At 42.5% G+C, this 24,626-nt stretch carries 19 protein-coding genes; 4 read left to right on the forward strand and 15 right to left on the reverse strand.

Translation table 11 applies throughout. The features are described 5' to 3' along the window. Positions 1–210: 210 nt before the first annotated feature. The 6 genes from AB4160_RS11370 to AB4160_RS11395 all read right to left on the reverse strand — a co-directional run bounded on the left by AB4160_RS11370 (position 211) and on the right by AB4160_RS11395 (position 8,414). On the reverse strand, positions 211–921 hold the full coding sequence (locus AB4160_RS11370; protein WP_102437249.1) for a 3'-5' exonuclease: 711 nt from the start codon (positions 919–921) through the stop codon (positions 211–213). After that, positions 922–2,787, reverse strand: a complete 1,866-nt coding sequence (locus tag AB4160_RS11375; protein ID WP_372004683.1) for a DUF294 nucleotidyltransferase-like domain-containing protein — start codon at positions 2,785–2,787, stop codon at positions 922–924. It lies immediately after the preceding gene. Positions 2,788–2,991: 204 nt separating this feature from the next. Further along, the gene (locus tag AB4160_RS11380; RefSeq protein ID WP_076541842.1) at positions 2,992–3,708 is read right to left on the reverse strand and encodes a FadR/GntR family transcriptional regulator; all 717 of its coding nucleotides are present in this window, start codon (positions 3,706–3,708) and stop codon (positions 2,992–2,994) included. A gap of 601 nt (positions 3,709–4,309) precedes the next feature. Next, positions 4,310–5,134 carry a hypothetical protein gene (locus AB4160_RS11385; protein WP_102475847.1) on the reverse strand — a complete coding sequence of 275 codons (825 nt, stop codon included), beginning with the start codon at positions 5,132–5,134 and terminating at the stop codon, positions 4,310–4,312. 50 nt (positions 5,135–5,184) lie between these two features. Next, a complete protein-coding gene (locus AB4160_RS11390) occupies positions 5,185–6,804 on the reverse strand; it encodes a chondroitinase-B domain-containing protein (RefSeq protein ID WP_102475848.1) in 1,620 nt (539 codons plus the stop codon). Positions 6,805–6,854: 50 nt separating this feature from the next. After that, complete coding sequence (locus tag AB4160_RS11395; protein WP_102436350.1) at positions 6,855–8,414, reverse strand: polysaccharide lyase 6 family protein; 1,560 nt, start codon at positions 8,412–8,414, stop codon at positions 6,855–6,857. A gap of 283 nt (positions 8,415–8,697) precedes the next feature. Between AB4160_RS11395 and AB4160_RS11400 the strand changes: the two genes are divergently transcribed. From AB4160_RS11400 to AB4160_RS11410, 3 genes are all read left to right on the forward strand, one after another. Beyond that, complete coding sequence (locus AB4160_RS11400; protein WP_102475851.1) at positions 8,698–9,639, forward strand: polysaccharide lyase family 7 protein; 942 nt, start codon at positions 8,698–8,700, stop codon at positions 9,637–9,639. Between the two features lie 345 nt (positions 9,640–9,984). Continuing rightward, a complete protein-coding gene (locus AB4160_RS11405; RefSeq protein ID WP_102475882.1) occupies positions 9,985–11,235 on the forward strand; it encodes an alginate lyase family protein in 1,251 nt (416 codons plus the stop codon). 74 nt (positions 11,236–11,309) lie between these two features. Further along, positions 11,310–12,380, forward strand: a complete 1,071-nt coding sequence (locus AB4160_RS11410; protein ID WP_102530672.1) for a polysaccharide lyase family 7 protein — start codon at positions 11,310–11,312, stop codon at positions 12,378–12,380. 170 nt (positions 12,381–12,550) lie between these two features. On the opposite strand, the gene AB4160_RS11415 is transcribed toward AB4160_RS11410, so the two are convergent. After that, positions 12,551–12,985 carry a hypothetical protein gene (locus AB4160_RS11415; protein WP_372004685.1) on the reverse strand — a complete coding sequence of 145 codons (435 nt, stop codon included), beginning with the start codon at positions 12,983–12,985 and terminating at the stop codon, positions 12,551–12,553. Between the two features lie 299 nt (positions 12,986–13,284). Further along, entirely contained in the window at positions 13,285–15,063 is a 1,779-nt protein-coding gene (locus AB4160_RS11420; RefSeq protein WP_102436358.1) for a sodium:solute symporter family transporter, read from the reverse strand. A gap of 545 nt (positions 15,064–15,608) precedes the next feature. Here AB4160_RS11420 and AB4160_RS11425 point away from each other — a divergent pair. After that, positions 15,609–15,860 (forward strand): hypothetical protein, encoded by a 252-nt coding sequence (locus AB4160_RS11425; protein WP_102475883.1) that lies wholly within the window; start codon positions 15,609–15,611, stop codon positions 15,858–15,860. Between the two features lie 174 nt (positions 15,861–16,034). On the opposite strand, the gene deoD is transcribed toward AB4160_RS11425, so the two are convergent. From deoD to AB4160_RS11460, 7 genes are all read right to left on the reverse strand, one after another. Continuing rightward, a complete protein-coding gene (gene deoD / locus AB4160_RS11430) occupies positions 16,035–16,745 on the reverse strand; it encodes a purine-nucleoside phosphorylase (protein ID WP_102436360.1) in 711 nt (236 codons plus the stop codon). A gap of 56 nt (positions 16,746–16,801) precedes the next feature. Continuing rightward, positions 16,802–18,028, reverse strand: coding sequence for a NupC/NupG family nucleoside CNT transporter (locus tag AB4160_RS11435; protein ID WP_372004687.1), 1,227 nt, complete (start codon positions 18,026–18,028; stop codon positions 16,802–16,804). A gap of 474 nt (positions 18,029–18,502) precedes the next feature. After that, positions 18,503–19,732: an organoarsenical effux MFS transporter ArsJ gene (gene arsJ / locus AB4160_RS11440; RefSeq protein WP_372004690.1), complete on the reverse strand. Its 1,230-nt coding sequence runs from the start codon at positions 19,730–19,732 to the stop codon at positions 18,503–18,505. Between the two features lie 17 nt (positions 19,733–19,749). Continuing rightward, positions 19,750–20,772, reverse strand: a complete 1,023-nt coding sequence (locus AB4160_RS11445) for an ArsJ-associated glyceraldehyde-3-phosphate dehydrogenase (protein WP_372004692.1) — start codon at positions 20,770–20,772, stop codon at positions 19,750–19,752. 65 nt (positions 20,773–20,837) lie between these two features. Further along, on the reverse strand, positions 20,838–21,695 hold the full coding sequence (locus tag AB4160_RS11450) for a metalloregulator ArsR/SmtB family transcription factor (RefSeq protein ID WP_102520263.1): 858 nt from the start codon (positions 21,693–21,695) through the stop codon (positions 20,838–20,840). Positions 21,696–21,869: 174 nt separating this feature from the next. Next, a complete protein-coding gene (gene glmS, locus AB4160_RS11455) occupies positions 21,870–23,699 on the reverse strand; it encodes a glutamine--fructose-6-phosphate transaminase (isomerizing) (RefSeq protein ID WP_372004694.1) in 1,830 nt (609 codons plus the stop codon). 39 nt (positions 23,700–23,738) lie between these two features. Further along, a complete protein-coding gene (locus AB4160_RS11460) occupies positions 23,739–24,509 on the reverse strand; it encodes a DeoR/GlpR family DNA-binding transcription regulator (RefSeq protein ID WP_102436374.1) in 771 nt (256 codons plus the stop codon). Positions 24,510–24,626: the final 117 nt, after the last annotated feature.

The following is a 24,626-nucleotide window of genomic DNA, read 5'->3' on the forward strand; positions in this document are numbered from 1 at the left end:
CGCTTATTAAAAGATTAACAGAAAGACCAAATCATCATTTTAAATCCGATATAAAAGCTAGTGCAGAAACTAGCGAAAACCTAATCCCCATGCTCAAATAATAATAAAAAAATCATACTCCCACTCCGGTGGTATTCTTTCCCCAATATGGATATTGGGGATTTTTCGCTTTATGCCTGCAGCTAACTAAACCACGATTAAACCACAACGTTAAGGGCGATAGACCTGCTTAATCTCTCCTGTTTGATTGCCAAATAATTTCGTGCATAAGGCCAAATAAAGCTCTGCGGTAGCCACTGCATCAACCGAGGCACTATGACCATGGTATTCAGGTAAACCGTAACGCTGTCGTATCGATATCAGTCGATAATCACCATCTTGTTGACTAGCTTTGTTCAAGGTCATCGACTTTTCAATCGCTAAGGTATCAAGCCACAACAGTGGCATGGGTGGTAGCTGATATTTTTTCATCAAATAATGATCAATAAACTGCTGCTCAACTTGCTTACCATGCACTAACAGTAACTTACCCTGCATCTGCCGAAACAGATGCTCCATCACAATATCCAACTTCTGCGCCCGATTAACCATCTGCGGCATAATGTGGTTTATCACCGCGGTTTCTGGCCTCACCACACCTTTAATATAGGTATGGCCGACACTGGCTAAGTCAATTCGCTTGCCACGCATAGTAACGTAACCAACACTCAAAATATGATCTTGCTTAGCATCCAAACCACTGGTTTCAATGTCTAGCGATAAATAGGTGAGTTCAGTGACCTTAGCTCCAAGCTCTGGCAACGGCTGGGTTAATAACGCCAATAAAAAATCCGGTAATTGCGGATGCGCAGCAATATAATCCTGCCTGGCTTTATTGAGTCGCGTTAGTGGGTGAAAGTGGTTTAGCCATTTTTTTATCATTTAATTACCACTAAAGCGAAGCTTGGCCGCATCCTGAAGGTTACTGATAATTCTAAAAGCATCTTTTAAATGTTTACGCTCAAATGAGCTGATCGAGCTCGGCTCCATGTGATTATTGGGTTTTTGCCCCTGACGCAATGCCGATAGTTGATGGTTATAACGCACTTGAGTCACAAAATAGAAGGCCTCAATAATATCTTTAAAGTCATCTTCATGGAGTAGATTTTGATTCACGGCATACTCAAAACGATGTCGAGTCCCTGACTCTGAACACCCCACAGCTAACCCATAAATACGTGCTAAATCGACAATTAAATTCAAGGCATACTTTTTAATATTAAGCACCTTAGTGTTATTACCGCTTTTTTCTACCACCAATTTATTAAAAATCCCTAAAGGTGGCTGCACTCGAACGGCATCAGTAACCAGCGAATGCAAAAACTGATGATCTTGGGCAATTAATTGATGTAAGTGCTGCTGCAGTTCAGCGGAAAAATTAGCATTGCCATGTAAGCTTCGCACCTCTAAAAATACGCTGACATTCATCAGCATGCCATATTGGGGATTGCTGACCCACTTGCGGTAAAACTGTTTCCATACAGATAAGGTCTGACACCATTTAGGGTTCGATGCCATGTAATGACCGGTACAGGTGGGATAGCCGCAACCATCCAAGCCTTGATTAACGAATTCACTAAGCTTAATAAAGTAAACTTTATCTTCTTCTGTCGCACTGTCATCCATAATAATGGCGCTATCTTGATCTGACAGCATATGAATTTCATTGCGGGCGTGGGAGCCTGCAACCACCCAATTGTAATCACAAGGTGGTGCGCCAAATTGCTCTTCGGCCATTTGAATTAAGCGGCGATTATAGGCATCCATGATCATCGACATCACTTGGCCGATAATTTCGGCGCTTACCTTGCCATCAACTAGGGCCTCAAAAATCGCTTGCCGCTCTGAAGTTAACTCTGCCAACCCTGCTGTAGTCTCGGTGTATTTGATTTTCTCAATTAAGAAAATCGCCTGCATCCGATGTTTTTGCACCAAGTGCGACGAGGTTAGTAACCCCAAAACTTCATTGCCACGTACCACAGGTAAGCTGCGAATACCCGACTGCATCATTAAAGATGCCGCTTTTAAAATTAAATCATCAGGGCCAATGGTAATAGCAGGCGTAGTCATTACCGTATGAATAGGCAAACTAATATCAAGGCCATCTGCAATGACTCGCTTGGTCATATCTCGGTCGGTAATAAGGCCAACAATGTTAGCGTCTTTTTTGATAACTGCGGTTGAGGTGCGGCAGGTATCACGCATTTCTTTGGCGACATCTTGAATGCTCATATCAATATCAACCACTGCAGCATGACCACTGGCCACTTCAGAAACTTTCTTTAAAAATAGGCCTTTCTCTTTATTGGACCACACCACATTTAAGGCCGAACGTAAGCGCAGTTGCGCCGCTGAGGAGATACTTTCACTAAACTGTTGATGTTGGGCGGTCAGTTTAAGCAGTTTTGAATGAGGAATTAAATACAGCAAGGTGTTTTCGATGGCGGTCGCGGTATAACCATCGAGGATATTCTTTAGGGGCTCTAAAAAGGTAAACCCGAATAAGTCTTCAGGGCCCATTTTTGAACGCAACACCCCGTCAGGCTTACGCTGCTCCATGGAGCCGGTACGAATAATATATAAATATTTTTCATTCGAACCGTCGCTGAATTGGATCTGCTCACCACGGCCAAGGTAGGTAATACTAATGCAGCTGGCAACATCTTTTAAAACGTCCCCTGACAGTTGATCAAACGGGTCAATTTGCCCAATAAAATCAACAATATTAGGAATTAGCGATTCATCCATTATCTTCTCTCAATCAGCGACGGGTAGATACCAAGGTCAAAAACCTTGGCATTTGTATGATTTAATATTAACGCATTTTGAGGAATAAAACGTTAACCAGACAGCAATCTTCTGCGAAAAACTGCTACTTTTTAACTTATAGAACAGCTCACAAAAAAAGGCCAACCTGTCAGTAACAAGTTGGCCTTTTTTAGCGATTAAAGCTTACTGCTGAATCGCTTCTAATTCTTGGTCACTTTGATTTAGCAACTCTTCACTGGCTTGACGAGCCTTTTCTGCATTACCCGCCATAATCGCTTCGTAAATTAAACGATGCTCTTCAATACAGGTAGTGCCACGCTTTGAGGCATGGTGGAAGAAACTCTTAAACATGGTGGTCAACACATTGGCAAACGGTAAAAAGAAGCTGTTACCAGTCGAAATAAAGATTAACCGATGAAACTCTAAATCGGCATCGACCCAACCTTCATGGTCAAACCCTTTAGAAATTCGATCCATTTCTTGAAATAGTGCGGATAACTGCATCCGCTGCTCAACCGTGGCATTGCGGGCGGCGCAAGCACAGGCTTCAGGCTCTATCGCTTTACGCAGCGATAAAAACTCTTGATAGAGATGCTCGGTTTTTTCCATGTCAATGAGCCAGTCAAGTAATTGAGAATCAAGATAATTCCAATACTCTTGCATTCGCACTCGGGTACCGACTTTGGGCTTAGACTCCAACAAACCTTTAGAGGTCAATAGCTTAATCGCTTCTCGCAATGCGGTACGGCTGACACCAAACTGAGTACAAAGGTCCATTTCCCCAGGGATAATCTCACCCTGTGGCAAATCACCAGAAATAATACTACGAGCCATTTCACATGCCACTTGCACATGTAAGCTGCGTTTTTCGCCACCAATTGGTGTAAATTTTGTGCTCATGTAGTAATACCCACCTATGATTTACACATTAATTAATACAAAAGACATAATAACTTGTATCACAAAGATACAAAGCAAAGGAGCCTTGCTGATAAGCAGAGGTTTAACAATGGCAATTGATAACCACAACATTTTAGCTAAGTTAGGCCTTGACGCAAATATTAAAGTCAGCAGTATAAAATATTTTTACTTTATATATTAGATGATTAGCAAGTAATAACAGTGAAATCTATTACACTTGTCAGCCAATAAAGTTTGTTAAACTATGTCTCTTACAATGAACTAAAACGCCGACTGATACTCTTTTAACTAGTATTTGGCATCGTTTAACATTCACCAGTTTTAGACCAGTAATAATATTAATGTAATTATAATAACCTTAATTGAAGATTAATACTTAATCCTTGTTCATAGTTAATACTGACAAGCTCACAAAAATCAAAAATAATCTTTATTTCAGTGTTAAGGGTAAAAAAAATGCTGCCTGTCACCAAGGACAAAGCAGCATTTCAAGTCAGACTTCTTGTTAATTAATCACTAAAAACCAAGGAATTAGATAAAATCCCAATAGTTATTTATTCATTAAATTAACAGCTAAACATTAGAAGCTGTATTTATAACCAAGCTCGATAGCGTTATCACGCTTACCGTACCAATCGTAACCACTGTTTTCTACCATATGGCTGTCTTTAAGCATCTCAGTTTTCAGCTTAAATTTACCGTATACTGTGTGCTTTTTCGCATGTGGGAAACGGTAGTTCGCGGTAAACTCGTGCTCAAATAAACTGCGATCACCATTACTGTATACATGCTGCTCTACACCACTGTCGTTCTTGTATGATGAGATTTTGCTATAGTGGATCAAGTTATAAACAAAGCGGAAGTTATCCCAACGGTACGTCAGCCACATGTCGTAACGCATTTCTTTGTTTTTGTCATCGCGGTAGTAGCTATCGGCCGGATCATCTTTTAGTGAGATACGGTCAAGGTGCTGACTATAACGTGCACGCACTTTTACCTGCCAATCGCTATTAATTTTATAACCATAGTAACCACCAAATCGGATACTGTTGGCAGTTTCTTTGGTTTGATAATCTAATACTGGGCCCGCCTGGTGCTCGTTATTATCGCCCCAACGCGTTTGATAATCTGTTTTGAATGTCAACTCGTACTGCTCAGGGGCAAAACCCACTTCTTTTTCAGACTTGCTGCGATCATATTGCCACGCTTGTTCAACACCAAACTTAAAGCCGTTGCGCATACGATGGCCAAACTCGACTTTAGGGCGGTCGGTACGACCATCAAGCAGTTTATGTTCCCATTTAATGGCAATGGTACTTTTACCAGGGCGTAGATCATCATCATCTTCTGCTGCAGCGTTAAAGCTTAAGGCACCTAAAACAGCAATTGCTAAATACTTTTTCATTCTGATATTCCTAATTATTTTTTTAATCAAATCCAGTTAATAACGCGAGCTTATTCAGCTGACTCTGGGCCAACCTCTGCTTCAGTAAGGATCACTAAGCCTGTTGCGCCTTTACCAGCAACATTACCTTCTGGAGTTGCAAGGAATAATTTTGAATCTTCAGCAGATTCTGTTAATTCAGCAGTGCCATTACCTAAGTTTTCACGCTCTCCTGTCACTTCTTCGTAGTTACTATTGCTTGATAACGTGGTTACCGCAAACATGTTGCCAGACCAAGTAGAACCTTCACCAAGTAAGCAGTCATCACGTACACCCTTGTCACTAGAATCAACACCGTCAACACCGTTTGCCACTAGGTTGTCGGTAAGATTAACCACTGAGTCATCGGTACATGCACCAGATTTACCAAAGATGAAACCTTGTTTGGCACTCACAATCGTGTTGTTAGCAACTGTTGATGGGGCTTTGAGCGTTACGCCAGCATCGATTTCTTCATCTAGTACTGAAATAGCGCCCACTTCATTACCGGTTTTAGAACGGCTATTGTTGTAGACATAGTTATTAGTCACTGTGTGGCCTTTAGAGATAATACGAATACCCGCTTCGTACTTACCATCATCTTCACCTGAGCCATCGTTGATCATAATATTGCTAGCTACAGTGTTGTTTTCACCACCTTCTAATGACACAAAGCCATTGCTGCTAATAAAAGTGTTATTTTCAATAGTGTTACTACTTAAACGCACATAGATCATCCGGCGTGATGCATTTACGTCAGTAAATAGATTGTCGCTGATGAGTGTATTGGTCACATAGTCTGTTTTAGATGAGCTTGAAGTGCCTAAACGAATCGCAAACACGTCATTGGTGCCGCTAAAAGGGTTATCAAGGGCTAAGTTGCTGAAATGGTTGTGACTAATAACCACATCTTTATGTGATGAACTCGTACCTTGAACAGTAATGAAAGAGCCTTCTTCTGTCGGTTTGTTAGTAAAGGCGTTATAGATGATTTGAGTGCCTTCACCGCGCACCATAATCCAATCTAATGGATCATCCTGGCCATTTGATGCAAGGTTTTCACCATCAATGGTCAGTTGTGATAACACCACGCCAGCAGGCTTACTCTCAACGGTTTCATAAGCCTCACCCATTGATGATGAAGTACCTACGTTGATTAGGGTGGTGGTTGAACTGTCTTTACAGATTGGAGTAACGTCTTTAAAAGTAATGTTACGTAACTGAATGTTATCAGCAGAGATAACCACACAACCTTCGCCACCTGTAATTTGTGCCGCCGCGCCATATTCAGAGCCTTCTAGGCCATCATAAGTCGGTTCACCACCTAATAATACTAATGGGGTTTCACTGTCTAAGACTAAATTGCTTAAACCGCTAAAGCTGGCAGTATTATCTAATAAGATAACGATTTGACCATCTTCATTAACGTCAGTCGCGCCGTCAATAGCCGCTTTAAGAGTGCTCAAATCAGCATCACTAAATACCAAATCAGGGACTAAATCGCCTACCGGTTCAATTGGGTCGGTTGGATCTGTTGGATCAGTAGGGTCTGTTGGATCTTCAGTTATCGGCTTATCATAAAAATCACAGGCAGATAGCGTTGTTACAGCGAAAACAGCACTAATAAATAACGATAATTTATTAAGTTTCATACAACTTCCTTTTTTCTAAGTTTATTATTTTAATCGAATTCTTTTTTGCATTACTTTTGGATTGTGTAACTGGCACCAACATCTGCCATGGTCAGTACTTTTAAGCCCTTCGCGCCCACATCTAAATCTGCCGCTTCAAGCAAACCATTCGGTGCAACAATAAGCTTTGGCTCAGCAGTGCTAATACCTTCTGCTGGTAGATTCACGGCTTGAATAGGACCAAAATAGACTTCGTTGTTATAGGTAGGGTTAACCAGCTTAGCTACTTCATCATTACCTTTTAGGGCTAAAGACTTTTTCACTGCGGCGTAAGATAAGTTGTTATTAAAGGTCATATCGACACCAGCAAATACCGTCGATACTTTTTGATTGTCATAGAGGCTTACGCGGTGTTTTTTGTCTGAATATAAGACGTTTTGACGCGAGTTAATCACAGTGTTGTTTTCGATTAACACCTTGTTTGGCGTCGCTTGTTTGTTTAAGCCTTTACCTTTGACGTCTTGGCTTAATCGCTCACCTTGTTGCACATCGGTAATGCCGGTATTAATGGCGATGCCACCACGGACATTGCCGGTACCCATGACTCGCTCAATGTAGTTGTTACGAATAATATGGCCTTCGTCATATAAGCGAATACCACCTGAGTAACGTTTGCCATTACCAAGGATGACATTGTCTTCAACCACATTATTGATACCGTGACGCAATGACACCATTGAAGCGCTGTTAATAATGGTGTTACCACGTAGCACGTTGCCAGCTGACTTAAATGACACTAACTCTGTTTCACCATCACACTCGTAAAATAGGTTACCTTCAATGGTGGTTTTTGATGGATAGATTGAGCTTTTTGAATCGCCGACACGAATGGCTTCCCAGCTATTTGAGTTGTAACGGATCGCATCGCTAATATCGAACTCTTCATACTGGTTATGCTTTTGGTCATAAAACAAATTACCTTTAATGACATGGTTATCTGCAGTTTCATCACCTTTAGCTTTCTGAATACCTATCAAGGTGCCGCGTTTATGCTTACCTTCGAAGGTGTTGTTCAATAATTGATTGTTTTTGCCGTAAAGCGATAACCATAAATACTTTGGATATTCATCACGCTTAGAATCTGGCTGATAAGCGTATTTATCATTGAAGAAGTAAAACATCGAGTTTTGTAGAGTATTGTTATTACCGCGGAAAGTGATGCCGCCCATACGCTCAGCAGGGCCACCTTCGGTAAAGACCACACCATCGAGGGTAATATTGTTACCCACAAGGTTTAGCTGCACTAAGCCGGTAAACCAAGTTTGCCCTGGTACTTTTGCTTTAATAACAACGTTACTCGCGGTGATATCGAGACGACCTAAATCAGCATATTTGCCCGGTTCAAGAATTAACTCTTCCCCATCAGCAAGTGAAGCCAGCTTGCTTTTTAACGCTGCGCTATCAATGGCCTTGATTGAGCCTGAAGTAATCACTGCTTTTTCGTGAGCAACAATATTGTCTATTGCGACCTTATTAGTCTGTGTACCCTCATCAACTTTTGAATAGTTTTCGGTGGCACATCCGCCCAGTAAACTTAACGTAACTAAACCTGCAATTAAGCTAATCTTCATTAAACCGTCCCCTTATTTGTATTATGTTATTGTTTTATTTTTGTCGCATCATATCTGTGATATTGCGCAAACTTTTTTAAACTTTTTTATTATCAAAAGTGCAACAATTAAAATTAAACGATATAAACCATAAAAAACAGCAACTTAAAAAGCTTGACCATTTAAGTCAAAAAACGTTAATCTTGTTTTTTGACGCGGGTCACATTTATGGTTCGGATAATAGCAATCAAAAAGCACTGGATCTATTGTATTATTTATTAATTAGAGGGGATTTGGATAAAAAATGACTAAAAAGACATCAGTGCCGCTTTTAACCAGTGTTATTTTTATGCTAATTGCTTGCGGAGGTGGCAGTTCAGAAACGGTTCCGCCTGAAGAAACGGTTCCGCCCGAAGAATGTGAAAGTTGCAGTTGGAACATAGATCAATGGAAACTCACCCTACCTGTGAGTAAAGATGATTACTACGGCACGGGTGGCGACTCTGCCGCAGAGCTAATTCCAGCTGATTGTAGCGGTAAAACTCGACTATCAAACGACACCAACGAACCCTACTTCTGGGTTGATGACAGTGATGAGCGCATGTATTTTCAGGTCAACTTAGGTGATAGTGGCGCGACTACCATCAATTCATCTTATGTACGTTCAGAATTAAGAGAGCTATATCACTATCAAACCCAAGACCCTTGCAGTAGCAGCAATCAAAACTGGGCTATAAATCAACAACATCAACTATCAAGCAGCCTGCGCATAGAGCAATACCCACAGATAAATGGCCAAGATCCTAAAGTGATTGTCGGCCAAATCCACGCTTATCAAATAAAACAAGCACTGGTTAAACTGCAATGGGATGGACCAAACAAACCAATCCGCGCCATTTTGAACGATAGCTTTGCCCCTAATAACGACAGCTGTGATAGCTGCCAGTCGTTCAGTGTTGAACTAGGCACAGTGGATGCCGGTACTCAGTGGCACTATGACATTGTGGCCAACCAGCAAGGATTAACAATCACCACTGAGATCAATAATACCACCACAGCAAGAACCCTAGCTTGGGGCGAGCCTGTACTGGCAAAAGACGGTAAGTATTACAGCTTAACAGAAGCTTGGTTAGAGGAGACTTACTACTTCAAAGCTGGAATTTATCCGCAAATCCAACCTGACGAAGACTACCAAAATCAGATTTTTGAAGTGTCATTTGACAAGATCACAATCCAGCACCAGTAGCGTTAAACGTAAATGGCAGCCGTAATATAAGGCTGCCATTAACTTATAAGCGTTAATTCCATTCAGCCCAAACGCCGCATTAATGTATGACAAATTTACAATAAGGGTTAGCAGCACTATTTACTATAAACCTTATATAAGCAGTGGCTGACGCCATATAAGATTACACTCAAACCATTAATTAAAAACCAAATAAACCTAAGTTAGTAGCAAATGGCGCAATAGTTTGCCATTAACACAATACAATAAGATCTGGATCACAGCATCGAAACCGCTAGACAACTACCCTATTTGTATTATTTAATCTTTATAACAAATTCTATGAAGGATGATATTGTGACCCAAATGACCCTACGCCCAATTGCACTACTTATAAGTGCATTAGCACTCAGTCACCAAGTACAAGCCGCCGATTTTGTGTTCTTAAATGAAGATGTTTTGCAGCAAAATCGCACCATCCTTCAAAGCAAAGATGCTAGCGCCTCAATGAAGCAAGCTTATGAACGCTTGCTTGAAGAAGCCGACATCGCCATGAAACAAGCGCCTTTTAGTGTGGCTGAAAAAGGCATGACTCCACCAAGTGGCGACAAACATGATTACATGAGTATCAGCCCTTATTGGTGGCCAGATGAAACCAAAGCTGATGGTTTGCCGTGGATCCGCCACGATGGCAAAACCAACCCAGCCTCAAAAACCACAGAAACTGACTCTAGACGCATTGGTAACTTTACCCGCTCAACCCGCGCGGTCGCCTTAGCGTATTACTTTAGCCAAGATGAAGCCTATGCCAAAAAAGGCATCGAATTTGTGCGTACATGGTTCTTGAATGAAGCCACTAAAATGAACCCTAACGTCAACTACGGTCAAGGGGTTCCCGGCAGAGCAGAAGGACGTCGAGGCGGTATTATTGATACCCGCACCCTTGCCGACAGAATGCTAGATGCCATTGCTATTTTGTCGCAATCAAAGCATTGGACTGAACAAGATGAGCAGCAAATTAAGCAGTGGTACAGCGAGTACTTAGATTGGCTAATTGTTGATGATCTGTCTGGCGGCCCTAAAGGTGAGGCGGCAGCGGCTAATAACCATGGCACTTGGTATGACTTCCAAGTGGCCAGCATCGCTTACTTTATTGGTAATGATCACCTGACTAAACAGATGGTGCAAAAAGGAAAAATGCGGGTTGATACCCAGTTTGAAGCTGACGGCTCACAACCACATGAGATTGAGCGTACTCGTGCCTACCATTACCACTATTTCAGTATTGTGCCATTAGTGGGCATTGCTGAACTCGGTGAAAAAGTCGGGGTTGATTTGTGGAACTATGAAAACGACAAAGGCGGCTCGATGGCTCAAGGTATCCAGTTAATGGCCAACTACCATGATCCCGCAGTGAAATGGCCTTACTCACAAAAAGATGACCGTCGCCGCGTTGAGCGCATGACTAGCATCTACTTAAAAGCCGGTGAGTCACTGAATAAACCTGAGTGGATAAAGCTTGCCAAAGACACCGACTTTAGCCAGTTCAGCGTTAAAAAGAACTTAGCCGAAGTGTGGGAGCAGCGTGACATTGAGCTGCTTTATCACAAGCAATAATCATTAATAAAATCCTAACACCCAGTCGCAAACGCTACTGGGTGTGTTATTTATAGTGTCAAACAGGAGGCAAGATGCCACACCGTTTAATAAAAACTACCATTGCTACAGCGATGACAATAGGGCTTTGTTCAAGCGCCTATGCCGCCACAGACTTAGCCACTCAGCAGCAAGCCTACAAAGCCAAACTCAGCCAAGCATTAAGCCCGACGCTGGCACCTGCGCAAAATTTTGATTTATCGCAAATGAAAATCAATCTGCCTATTCCTGATCATCGCCCTGCGCGCCAAGGTCAAGTAATGGAAATTGAAGTGGATGAACTTAACGATAGCGTGCGCCCGTACACTAACCACTTTTGGTTTTACAGCCACCCTGAAACTGGCGCCATGGTAATGGCATCACCTAACACAGCACCCACTACTAAAAACAGCGCCAATGCCCGCTCTGAACTGCGGATCATGCTCAATGGTGAAGGGACCAAGGTCAACCCCAAGCACCCAAGCAATAACTTTGTCATTGATACTCACCCTAACAAGCAAGCTTATGGCGCTATCGGCGGCCAGTTAAGTGCCACCGTTGCGGTTGATTGGGTTAGTGTTAGTGGCGATGACAGTAAATTCCCATCCCACTCAGTGGTGGTTGGCCAAATTCATGGATCAAGTAAAGTTGAACCACTTAAAATTTACTACCGCAAAATGCCAAACCATGAATATGGTTCACTGTTTTGGAACTATGAAGTTTACCCAGCAGATATAGACCAACGCTACGATATCCCTATTCCAATTTGGGGCAGCGATACGTTAACCAAGCAAAGTGACGATCCTATTGATGGCATCAAGCTAGGGGAGCTATTTAGCTATGACGTCAATGTTGTTGGCAGCTTGATGACGCTAACCTTTGTCAAAAATCCCGGTACCGATGCCGCCCAAACCAAGGTATTTAAAACCGATTTAAGTCAGCCTTACCCAGGTCACCCCATTGACCAAGGTTATGGCAGCGACAACATGTACTTTAAAGCCGGTGCTTATAACCAATGTAATCAAGGTACTGCGCACCCAGTTTGGGGCACGGGATGCACTAACAACGGCGTCGCCGCAGGAGATTACACCCAAGTGAGTTTTTATAAGCTGAACTTGAAACAGTAGTGTTGTGGGTCATTTAAGTCAGTAACTAAGCCAGCTACAAGCCAAAAAAAGCCAGCGACAAGCTGGCTTTTTTTGGCTAAAAATAACACTCATTAGCTAGCATTTATCGTTAATTTCGAGCTTGAGATCTTGATTTTTTAAACTGCAAACGAAGTTTGATAACTAAAAACCTATCGCCATAACCTTATTGTGCCCAGCAGGTAATAAGCACCGAAAATACAACAAATGACAGAACTGACAACCCAAAATGTTAGCGAGTTTTGGTGCACCAGGGGATCGGATGTGAAAAACGGTACAATTAACCCTGCAATACCGCGCACTAAATACACTGCGGAGATTAAGACTAAGCAGGTTTTTAATAGAGGAAGCTTCAAGATAACCCCAGCGCCAGATAGGGCGTAAAAGCCCCAGCCCGCTAGAATAGCAGCGATGATAAGCGTGACTATCGTTGGGTATGAGTCACCAGCTGCAGCCATCTGCGCCATCCCCTCTCCAGCACCGAAAAAACGGTACCAATCCGGCCCGCCGAAAATACAGCCGATGTGTAATAACGCAGCGAAAAAGCTTAAGTACGCAGCAACAATAAGTAAATTATTTCTTTGCATCTAAATCCCTTTAGAACATAACGTTTATAGCCAGCCAATGACTGTACATTCAGCAAAGCTATTGATTAATAAGTACTCTAGCAAATCAAAATCGAAATCGAAATAACGAGTAGGCTTAATGGCCAACACTCACTTCTAATTACAACGTTAATCTTTTTAAATCAGCAAACCAAGTTTGAAATACTCAATTTCCCATTGGCAAATAGCCAAAAAAAAACCACCTAGATAACTAGGTGGTTTTCATGGTCAACATTTTGTAGGGAACTGAGTTAACGGTTCAATCTAACCATATTTAAAGCTTAGCTATTGCTTGCTTCTGCCTCAAGGGCTGCATCTTCAATCTTGTCGTCTACCGCTTTAATCAACACTAGACCCACGGTAAGTACAATGCCGCCACACAAGATAAAGATAAAGCGTCCGGTCATTTCGTTAGGAATGAAGAACATCGACATGATCCCAATACCTGCCACCGAAATCAGTGAACCGAGCATTTTACGTTGCTTGTTATCTAATTTCTGCTGCTCTTCACCTTCTGAAATCAACGGTGTATCAAGGTTCTCGAAGAATTTATCTACATCTTTTTGACGCTCTGCAGTTAATGGCTTGTAGAACAATGTTGATGCCACGAAGAAGCCAGCAGTAAACACTAAGTGACCCACTAAACCAATGGCAACCACAAGCTCTGACCACTCACGAGAGGTTAACTGATTGTCTAAGTTAAACGCAGTTTCTATCATTTCTGGGGTAATAATAAAGCCCACAAAGAATGAAACAAAACCACCGACAACTAAGGTACCCCAACCAGCCCAGTCCGGCGTTTTCTTAATAAAGAAGCCACAGAAAGCAGGGATAGTCATCGGGAAACCAATCAAGGCGCCCACGTACATCATGGTATCGAATAAGCTTAACCCTTTGAGCGAGTTGATAAACAATGCCACCAAGATAATCGCAACACCAAAGAAAGTAGAGGTTAGCTTAGAAACCACCACTAGCTCTTTCTCGTTCGCTGTTGGGCGAACAATCGGCTCATAGAAGTTTTTAACAAAAATACCTGAGTTCTTATTCAGACCAGAATCCATAGAAGACATGGTTGCTGCAAACATGGCCGCAATCAATAACCCAACCATACCTGCAGGCATGTAAGTTTCTACAAAGTAAAGGTAAGCAAAATCAGAGGCTTTGCCAGCTGCATCTGGGTAAGCCAGTGCCAAGTTAACCCCTTCACCAGCTATAAACCAGCTTGGCATGAACCAAATTAATGGGCCCATGGTCATTAAAATACACGCTAACAATGCTGCTTTACGGGCATTTTTAGAGTCTTTTGCAGCAAGGTAACGGTATGAGTTCAGCATGTTATTGGTAATACTGAACTGCTTTAAGAAGATAAACACACCCCACATAGCAAAGATGCTCAAGTAGTTCATGTCGTTACCAACAATGAATGACTCAGTTGGGAAGTTTTCAATGATGTTATTTACGCCACCACCTTGAATAATTGCCACTACCGCACAAGTAACGGTTACGGCCATAATCACCAGCATTTGCAAGAAGTCTGAGGCGATAACCGCCCAAGAACCACCAGTCACTGACATCACTAATACCACAAGACCCGTTAGGATAATGGTGGTGGTCATGTCAAAGCCAAAGATGCCAGAGGCAATAATAGCCAAACCATTTAACCAAATACCCGCGGTAATAACGCTGTTTGGCATGCCAGTCCAAGTAAACACTTGCTCGTTAACTTTACCGAAGCGCATTCTAATGGCTTCAATTACGGTAACAACGCGAAGTTGGCGGAATTTAGGAGCGAAGTAGAGGTAGTTCATCAGGTAGCCAAAGGCATTGGCTAAGAACAATATTGCGACGGCAAAACCGTCGGTGTACGCTTTACCTGCAGCACCGGTAAAGGTCCAAGCACTAAACTGCGTCATAAACGCCGATGCACCAACCATCCACCACAGCATGTTTCCGCCGCCACGGAAGTAATCACTTGTATTGTTAGTGAACGTTCTAAACATCCAACCAATACCAATCAGGAATAAGAAATATATTCCGACAACAATCGTGTTAAGTTCCATTGTTCAACCTTAATCTAATACGCTTGAGTTGACTATAATCTAAAAGCCCCATTTAATTGTACTACAATATAGCAAATGTGTGATCAAACACATAATAGTTATTCGGCTATTTTATTTGCAGTCGCATTTTATGATTTAGATTCATTTTCAACAAAAACCAAAAAGAAAATAAAACGATAAAAAACAGGAGCATATCAAGTTTAAGTGAGTGAGTTCACACATTTTATCTTAAAGAAAAAACACAAATAATTATTACATTATGACAGTTAAGAGTAGTTACTCTTTCACCACAACCACCCAATTGTAGTATTTATTAACTATTTAGAGAGAGATTTCACTCACGAAGATTAAACAAAGTCACTTTCAAACCACCTCAAAAAGCTGTTATGTGTGTAAAATACACTTAATTAATATTCAAAAAGTTTGACAGCACTGCACTCATAGTAAGTGACAGCAACAAGCATTAAAATAGCACCTAAGTGCGTTGCACACTTTCTCAATTAGCAGCTTAAAAGATGTCGCTAACCTTACTGAATGAGACTTTAATGGCAAAACCCAACCCTAAAGGCCCTAGTCGCACTGTCGATATCTTCTGTGGCAAATGTAAAACCCAACTTTTTAAGTACCGCAAAGGGGGTAAAGGCGCATTAGTAAAATGCTTTAAAGAGCGCATTGTAAATGATTACACCACCAGCCCATGTATATGTCCGCAATGTGAAAGCACTTTTGCCAGAGACACCTTGGTTCGTGGTACCCCTGCCTTTAAGATGATTGGCGGCAAGGTAACCATGAAATAAAGTCTATTAAGTCGCTGCGTTATTCAAGTCATCGCTTAACAAGCTAATCGACCCGCTGCTGATAAAGCCCATAAAAAATGCCGCCCATTACCATAAGGTATTGGGTGGCATAACGGTTTCATACTAACAAGCAGTCTCACCTAGCGTTTACATCCAGGTAAGCACTTATCATCATTAGTCTAAATGGCTTACCGCTTCTAATGTCAGCTTGATCATGTCATTCAAGGTCTGTTGACGCTCTTCAGCGCTCAAGTGTAAACCTTGTCTTAAATGATCGGTCACTGTCATCATTGCTAATGCATTAGCGCCGTATTCCGCAGCGACGCCGTAAAGCCCAGCCGCTTCCATTTCAACGCCTAAGATGCCGTACTTTTCCATTAGGTCGTAACGTTCTTCATCTGCACTATAAAATAAGTCAGAAGAATATAGGTTACCGACATGGTAACTTGCACCTTGTTTTTCAGCTGCATCAGCCGCTAAACGCAACATGTTAAAGTCAGCAATCATAGCAAAATCGGTATTAGCAAAGCGCGAACGGTTAACCGCTGAGTCTGTGCTTGCACCCATTGCCATAACCACATCCATCAATTTAATTTTATCGCTCACAGCGCCACAAGAACCGATACGGATAATGTTCTCAACGCCGTATTCGGTGATCAACTCTTTAGCATAGATAGAGATTGACGGAATGCCCATACCAGAACCCATCACTGAAATCGGCTTACCTTGAAACTCACCGGTATAACCCAGCATGTTACGAACATCAGTCACTAGCTTAGGGTTATCAAGGAAGTTTTCAGCAATATATTTAGCACGTAGAGGGTCGCCAGGCATTAAAACTGTCTTAGCAAAAGCACCTTCTGGGGCATTAATATGTGGGGTCATGTGTTACTCCAATAAAAAAGCCTGCTACTGATAAGCAGGCGTAAAAAATAAGGTTATTAGCCGGCTAAGCTAAATAATAAACCGGCAATGGTACCGCTCATTAAGTTTGCTAGCGCAGCGGCAATTAAGGCTTTCATGCCAATTTCACTAAGGTCCTGACGACGCTCAGGGCACAATGCCGCTAAACCGCCAATCACCATGGCGAGTGAGCCAATGTTAGCGAAGCCACAAAGGGCAAAACTGATAATAATTTGGGTTTTTGGCGACAGCTCTGAAGCCACTTTTAAGAAGTCGAGATAGGCAACAAACTCATTAATCACCATTTTTTGGCCGATAAATGAAGCCGCTTGGGTCGCTTCAGACCAAGGCACACCCATTAACCATGCAAGTGGCGCTAATAAGTAACCTAAGATGGCTTGTAGCGTTAGATCTGCAATACCAAACCAACTACCTACGCCACCGATAAGACCGTTAACCATTGCAATCAATCCCACAAATGCAATCAGTAGCGCAGCAACCATCATCACCTGCTGTATGCCCATCGCTGCGCCATTGGCGGCAGCATCAAGTACATTGCTCGGTTTGTCTTCTTGCTCATCCATGACCTTACCAATGTCATTGCGAGGCGTTTCAGTTTCTGGCCACATAATTTTGGCAAACAACAGTCCTGCTGGTGCAGTCATAAAGGCAGCGGTCAGCACGTACTTAATATCAACACCCATTTGGATATAACCAATCATGGTGCCACCAGCAACAGAGGCTAAACCGCCAGTCATCACTGCAAATAGCTCTGAGCGGGTCATGTGTTTTACAAAAGGACGCACCATTGAAGGGGCTTCAATCGGTCCCACAAAAATATTGGCGGTTGCCGATAAGGACTCAGCGCGGCTAGTGCCAAGTATTTTTGATAATGCGCCGCCAATAATGCCAATAAACAGCTGCATGATGCCAAGGTAATACAGCACGGCGATGAGCGAGCTAATAAATACCACAATAAATAACACGTTAATTAAGAAGATGAATCCAACACTGAATTTGGCTAAGTCACCAAACACGAAGCTTAAGCCTTCATTGCCGTAGCTAATAACGTGCATCACGCCATTAGAAGCGCTATCCAATATGGTTTGACCCATTGGCACGTACATTACAAATGCACCAAAGGCGACTTGGAATGCTAACGCACCGATAACCGTTCTTAGGTTAATAGCCTTTCTTCGTTCTGACAGTAAAACAGCTAAACCAATCAAGGCACACATGCCTAGTAAACTGATGAAAACATCCATACATTTTTAACTCACTAAACTCTACGATACGAGCAGTTTAGCGAGCAATGGCACGGACTCAAGCAATAGATACCAGTCGGGATGATTATTTTTATTAGACGATTAAAAGCCTGACAACGCCTTATAAATAACAACACAAAGCCTAAATAGCGCTTTCACAAGGAGCAGACAGGCAGCAATCAAATTACAACTTAAAAACATCACCAACATCATCCTCACAAGGGTGACCAACTGAATCAATAGCGGCGTGATTTCAAACAGAATAAAATGTCACTTTATCCGATCAAATTATTACAATTAAGTAATTTTACAACACTAAAAAACGTTAAAAATTAGCCCCAAAATGCTTCACTTTCGAAGTACTCAAACAAGAACAATGATTCAAATAAGATAGATGAAGATGAAAAAGCCCGTTAAACGGGCTTTTTATTTAGAATGACCATTAAATAGCACTGCGGTAACTGTAACGATAAATCAGTTCGTATTCAGTTTGGTCACAGGTAACTTGGTCGATAGCCCTGCTGCAATAGCAACAAAGGCCGCAGAGATCCACAAGCAGGCTTCTAGACCATAAAACTGAAACACTAGCCCAGATAATACCGTACCGATTAATCGCCCCATGGCATTAGCCATATAGTAAAAGCCCACATCAAGGGACACTTCATCACTGTCTGCATAGCTCACGATTAAATAGCTATGCAGTGATGAGTTCACCGCAAACACAGCGCCAAATATCAGTAAGCCAATGATAATGCTGCTTTGCACATAAAAGTCCATCTGTAACGCCAGTGCGATAGCCGCAGGAATGACGCATAAATAGCTGGCCCACAATACCGCTGCACGGCCGCTAGGCACTTGGCCATGCTTTTTACCAGTAATGTAAGGTGCGAAGGATTGCACAATGCCGTAACCAATAACCCAACTTGCCATAAAGCCGCCCACCCACCAGTGATCCCAATTAAAGGTCACCGCCAAAAACACTGGCAAGGCCACCACAAACCACACATCACGAGCGCCGAATAAAAACATTCGCGCTGCAGACAATATGTTGATTGAACGACTTTTTGAAAACACCTCTTTAAACTTAGGCTTACTCTTGGCTTTACCTAGATCCTGCTTAAGCGTAACTAAGCTAAATAGCCATACCAGCGCCAACAGTGACGCCATTAAGATAATCGCCCCTCTGAACTCAAGTAATGTCAGTAATAAGCCGCCTAAGAAGAAACCCACCCCTTTTAAGGCATTTTTAGAACCGGTAAGAATAGCGACCCACTGATATAACTTGCCCTCAGCCCCTGCTGGCACCAAGAGTTTAATGGCGCTTTTAGCACTCATTTTATTTAAATCTTTAGCAATACCTGACAGTGCCTGCGCCAACATAACATAGCCAATACTAAGCATGTCAGCCGGCACCGCTAACATGGCTAAGGCGATAATTTGCAGCCCCAAACCAATATTCATGGTTTTATTCAGCCCCAAACGCGCCCCAAGCCAACCGCCCACTAAGTTAGTGACCACCCCAAAGATTTCATAAAACAAAAACAGCATGGCAATATTGAGCGGGCTATAACCTAAGTGGTGAAAATACAGCACCACCAGCATCCGCAGTGCACCATCGGTTAAGGTAAACGCCCAATAATTACCGGTTATCACCAAGTACTGCTTAATCTGTGGTGATAAATTGCTTAATGATAAAAGCCCCATTAACTCATAACCTATATCTAGTTTTTGTCAGCCAAACCAACCATGCGTACCAATTCCGCAGTGCGATTTGCATAGCCCCACTCATTGTCGTACCACACATACAGTTTTACTTGAGTGTCATTGACCACCATAGTGGATAAGGCATCAATAATGCTTGAGCGCGGGTCGGTTTTATAATCGATTGAAACCAGCGGACGCTCCTCATAACCTAAAATATCTTTAAGCTCGTTTTCTGCAGCCTGTTTTAGTACTTGGTTGATCTCAGCAATATCGGTTTTACGCTCAACTTCAAACACGCAATCGGTTAAAGAGGCGTTGGTGAGTGGCACTCGAATCGCATGGCCATTTAGCTTGCCTTTTAGCTCAGGGAAAATATGGGTAATTGCCGTTGCTGAACCTGTGGTGGTAGGAATTAAGCTAGTGCCACACGCACGGGCGCGACGTAAATCTTGATGCGGTGCATCAATAATGGTTTGGGTGTTAGTAATGTCATGAATAGTGGTCATCGAGCCATGCTTAATACCAATTTTTTCATGAATAACTTTTACCACAGGGGCTAAACAGTTAGTGGTACAAGAGGCTGCGGTCACAATAGGGTGAAGCGCTTTATCATATAAGCCTTCGTTAACACCCATCACGATATTCAGCACGCCATCTTCTTTAACCGGCGCAGTAACAACGACACGTTTTACGCCTTGATCTAAATAAGCTTGCAGCAATGCTTTGGTTTTAATTTTACCCGACGCCTCAACCACTACATCACACTGTGACCAGTCAGTATCTTGGGTTGCCACATTTTGAGTACATGGGATGGTTTTGCCATTAATGACCATGGCTTGAGTGCCATTCACTTCAGTATGGCTTGCTTCATGATGCCAACGGCCATGGACTGAATCAAATGTCATTAAGTGGGCTAATGTTGCGGCATCGCCTGCAGGATCGTTGATATGCACAATTTCAACCTCATCCCAATCAAATGCGGCGCGCATTGTTAAACGCCCCATACGGCCAAAGCCATTAATACCGATTTTAATAGTCATTAGAAAATCCTCTGCTGTTTCTTAAGGTTAATTATTAAATTTGTTCTGTAATTCTTTGCTTAGCGCTAGTTACAAAAGTTCGCCTTGCTAAAGTTTGCCTTGCTTGGCCGACCTTGCATCTGTGCTAGCCTTTGCAGCGGCGCGGCTATTAGGGAAATATTATTTTCTGTGGTTTGCGCTATCACAGATTTGGCCCACAAAGGTAGCTCGGCATTAATCCGATAAAATACCCACTGCCCGTGTTTTCTATCGCTGATAATGTTGGCTTTTTTAAGCACCGCCAGATTACGCGATACCTTGGGCTGACTATCTTCTTCCAATGCCTGCATCAACTCACAGACACATAACTCACCATGATAGTGGGTCAACATTAAGGTTTTTAAGCGAATGTCATCAGTTAAGCATTTATAAAAAGCGCTAGGTTCGAGCTGCTTTACTGGCTCAGTGCTGGTGGCAGTTTCAGAACTAATAGATTTAGAGTTAATAGATGTAGAGCTAATAGGCTCTGCTTCCACTAAAAGAAACATCGACAAGCGATCATTGATTTCATTCAGGGTCGCGGAAAAAGGCTGACAACCTGAACGCGCTTTAGGATCGGGAAAATCCCAAGCCAGTTGTTTACCGGCAGCTTCATAACTGCGGCACTCCGCAGTAGCCCGATTACACAGGGTAATGACGTAATCAAACTGCTGCGCTTTAAAGTCATTGATAGAGTTTGCAACAAGCTGAGCTGTATCAGCGGCATCAATGCCAAAACGATTCAGGGCATCAACAGCGCGAGGGTCCACTGCTTCAGGCTGAGTACCAGCGCTATAAACCTCAAAGCGATCACCCGCGCGATGTTTTAACAACACTTCAGCCATTTGCGAGCGGGCTGAATTGCCCGTACACAGAAATAACACTCGTTGTTTGTTAATACTCATATTTATACCCATTCAAAACTTATATAAAAGATTGTATATACGAAATACCATATATTCTAGTTTTATTTTGAGCTTAGAATGATAAGTTTCAGCTAATATTCAAACTCCCATAAACAAAAAAGCCCCAACATCTGCATGTTGAGGCTTTTAAAATGCTAGTAATTAACTCTCGATTTATTCAACCGTTACCGATTTGGCTAGGTTACGTGGTTGATCCACGTCTGTACCTTTAATTAGTGCCACATGGTATGACAATAACTGTAGTGGAATGGTATAAATCAGCGGCGCCATAAACTCATCACAGTGTGGTACTGGGATTACCTTCATGGTGTCATCAGACTCAAACTCGGCATCTTTATCGGCAAACACATACATTAAGCCGCCACGAGCACGAACTTCTTCTACGTTTGATTTAAGCTTCTCAAGCAGTTCGTTGTTAGGTGCGACAACAATAACCGGCATGTCAGCATCAATAAGTGCTAATGGGCCGTGCTTTAGTTCACCAGAGGCATAGGCTTCTGCATGAATGTATGAAATTTCTTTCAGCTTTAGTGCGCCTTCCATTGCGATTGGGTATTGATCACCTCGGCCTAAAAATAGTGCATGGTGCTTGTCGGCAAAGTCTTCGGCTAGCTCAGCAATGGCATCATCTAAACCAAGGGCTTGCTCAACTTTCGCAGGCATAGATTGTAGGCTTTGGGTGATAGCGGCTTGCATTTCTTCACTCATGCCATTGTGACGACCAATTGCTGTGGTTAGCATTAATAAACCAGCCAATTGCACGGTAAAGGCTTTAGTTGAAGCCACACCAATTTCAACGCCGGCTTTCATCATATAAGCCATATCAGATTCACGCACTAATGATGAACCAGGTGCATTACAGATGGTTAAGGTGGCTTTATAGCCCATTTCTTTTGCTAGACGCATTGCCGCTAAAGTATCAGCTGTTTCACCTGATTGTGAAATCGTCACCAACAAGCTGTTAGGGAATAAGTGCGATTTGCGATAACGGAACTCAGAGGCAATTTCAACATTACAGGATACGCCTGCCCAGTCTTCTAACCAGTAACGCGCCGCCATACCCGCATGGTAACTGGTACCACAGGCAATGATTTGTACGTGTTTGATGTCTTTTAAGAACTCAGCTGCGTTGTCACCAAAAGCAGTATCTAATACTTTACCACCAGCAATACGGCCTTCTAAAGTATGGGCGATGGCAGTTGGCTGCTCGTAGATTTCTTTAAGCATGTAGTGACGGTATTCACCTTTATCACCGGCATCGTGGGTGACTTCTGACTCTTTCACTTCACGCTCTACTGCATTGCCATCAACATCAAAAATATTCACTTCACGGCGAGTCACTTCGGCTACATCACCTTCTTCTAAAAAGGTAAATGAACGGGTAACAGGTAATAAAGCCAGCTGATCTGATGCGATAAAGTTTTCACCTAAACCGTAACCCACGACTAACGGGCTACCACTACGGGCAACAACCATGCGAGAGTTATCACGGCGATCGACAACTACAGTTCCGTAAGCACCTTCTAGTTGTTTAACAGCAGTTTGCACAGCGGCAACTAGGGTGTCATGTGTTTTCAACTCGTGATGAACAAGGTGACAAATCACTTCGGTGTCAGTATCTGATGCAAAGCTGTAACCCAAACCTTTTAGCATTTCGCGCAGTTTATTATGGTTTTCAATAATACCGTTATGCACTACGGCAATATCGCCTTCAGACACATGTGGATGAGCATTACGCTCACTTGGCTCACCATGGGTTGCCCAGCGGGTGTGAGCAATACCAGTGCCGCCTGCCAGTGGCGCTGCGGCTAACGCATCTGATAACTCTTGTACTTTACCTACACGGCGAGTACGGCCAAGTTCATCATTATTGATGATGGCAACACCTGCTGAGTCATAACCACGGTATTCAAGGCGCTTAAGGCCTTCTACTAGAATTTCAGCCACATCTCTTTGCGCTACTGCGCCAACTATTCCACACATAATTTATGTCCAATTATTTAATTTAGTAAAAATGAAAAACTATTCTTTGTGAGGAGCCAAAATGACTCTCACACCATATTCTGTAATTGTGGCCACAGTCTCTGCTGGTAGCTTGTCATCAGTGACTAATACACTGATATTGCTCCAAGGTAATTCGAGGTTGGGGATCCTGCGGCCAAACTTGTCCGACTCAAGCATCACTATGACGTCTCTTGAGACCTCTGCCATCACTTTGCTTAAGCCAGTTAATTCGTTAAAAGTGGTGGTACCACGGGCTAAATCAATGCCATCTGCGCCGATAAACAGCTGATCAAAGTTATATGAGCGTAGTACTTGTTCAGCAATTTGACCTTGAAACGACTCAGAATGCGGATCCCAAGTGCCACCGGTCATCAATAATGTCGGCTCATTTTCTAACTCATGAATGGCGTTTGCCAGTTGCAGTGAGTTCGTCATTACTAACAAGCCACGCTTATGATTGAGCTGTTGAATTAACCCTGAGGTAGTACTGCCGCTATCAATGATAATGCGGTTGTGATCGTTAATTAATTCAGCCGCAGCTTTTGCGATTGATAATTTATTAGGGGCTATTTTACTGCTAAATGCCTGAGTGACTTCATCAGGTATAGCAACTGCGCCACCGTAGCGGCGTAATAACAGTCCGGTTTTTTCTAAAGTGGCTAAGTCTTTACGAATGGTGACTTCAGAAGTTTCGAACCGTAAGGATAACTCATCAACACTGACTTCACCTTGGCTATTCAACAGGCTAATAATGCTATGGCGTCGCTGCTGTGTGTTTCTTTTATTCATGTTCAGTAGCTTAAGTTTCGGTTCGAAAGACATATTATAACTAAACGAAACTTTTTTACTAGCCTTTGAAAGTTAGCTATTTCAAATTTAGCCCAACAAAAAGCCCCTATCATTGAT

Source organism: Shewanella sp. 10N.286.51.B8, from assembly GCF_041469325.1.
Taxonomy (GTDB): domain Bacteria; phylum Pseudomonadota; class Gammaproteobacteria; order Enterobacterales; family Shewanellaceae; genus Shewanella.